Origin of the sequence: Desulfitispora alkaliphila, assembly GCF_050433185.1 — a bacterium.
GTDB lineage: Bacteria > Bacillota > Desulfitisporia > Desulfitisporales > Desulfitisporaceae > Desulfitispora > Desulfitispora alkaliphila.
Window position 1 is genome coordinate 1 of sequence record NZ_JBNPXS010000090.1, and the last position, 1,427, is coordinate 1,427.

Annotated in this window: 1 protein-coding gene; it reads right to left on the reverse strand. The window is 35.5% G+C overall.

What is annotated here, in order from left to right; genetic code table 11:
- Window positions 1-172: 172 nt before the first annotated feature.
- Window positions 173-1,423: an IS4 family transposase gene (locus GGQ84_RS15465; RefSeq protein ID WP_429163721.1), complete on the reverse strand. Its 1,251-nt coding sequence runs from the start codon at window positions 1,421-1,423 to the stop codon at window positions 173-175.
- Window positions 1,424-1,427 lie beyond the last annotated feature (4 nt).

Consider the following 1,427-nt stretch of genomic DNA (forward strand, 5'->3'; position numbering starts at 1 on the left):
CACTAGTGTTGCATAAAAACTTATCACCATAGTACAACCAGAATTAAGAAGAAATATTCTTGCATTTATTTTTATTTATTCAATAATTTTACATATGGGTTTTTCCGCCGTGGGCCAAAGGAGCAACCACATAAGGGTAGTCCTTTTCCACATCTTTACACAATCATTATGTTTACAATATAACTGGGTCATAATCACGATCATCATATAAATGATCTGCTTCGAGCTCTATCACCTGCCTTAGGGTAATTTCAAAAATTTCTCCATGGTTTATTCTCCTCTTTACTCTAGGAGCTCCCCGGTTTTTATGATAAAGCTTTTTAATGAATGAAGATAAAGGTTCATGTAGGCAGGTGCTTAGCAATCTTTTAATTGTTAATAGTGGTCCATCGTAACCGACTTTTGATTTAAGTAACATTAATAAGCAATAGGTGATAAGTGCTATGTAGATCTGATTTTCGACAGCTTCTTTGCTTAGTCCGTAAAAATGCTTGATTTTAAGGTGCTGCTTTAGCCATTTGAAAAATAGTTCTATTTGCCATCGGCACCGATAAATTTCTCCTATTGCTTCAGCTTCTTGTTCAAAATCATTTGTAACTATGATGATGGGATTACCTTCAGTGTCTTTAGTTTCAACTAACCTTAACTGATGTTCCATTTTAGTTGTTTTGTCCTTACCTAGTTTAACAATTTGGTCTTTTATAATAGGGCTTTCAGGCTTTACTGGTCTTTCTTCTACTACTTCTACTAAGGCATTGTTTTTTAAACGACTCACAAACCTTGTGCCATTTGCGCAATAGACGTCAAATGTTTTGTAGTCTACGTATGCTCGGTCAAAGACATTCAAAGCACCATCATTTAGAACTACCAGGGCATCCATTTGAGTTTTATCAGCAGGTTTAGCTTGTGTAACAACGGCTTTTTCCGGCAAAGCTTCTCCATCACAAAAGTTTAAACAAAGATGAAGCTTTACTCCGCTTTTAGTTTTTCTAAACTTAGCCCATTGGTATCTAGTAAGAGAGAGACTAATTGTTGAAGAGTCTATTAGGTACAGCCTGCCAAGCGTTTGTCTTAATGAGTTAAACCCAATACCTTTATTTGCCTCACGAATTAAGGTATAGAACAATTGCTGAACTATTTTTGGGTTTAATTTTCTTAATCTACGTGATAGCTGAGAAGCACTGATAGAATCTAGATTGATTGCCTGGCTAAACTGGTCATCATTAAGGTTATTACTGATATCCCGCAACCCACGGTATTGCTCGAGCTGAGCATTAACAAAAAGCTTAAGTAATTGGTCGGTTTTTAACTTCTTGACGTATTTATCAACCTCCAACTCTGTAAGTTGTTGATAAAAATTTTTACTGAAAATTGGCCTAAATAGTTGATGAAATGTGGAATTTATGATATCCTTGCCTTGCATTTGT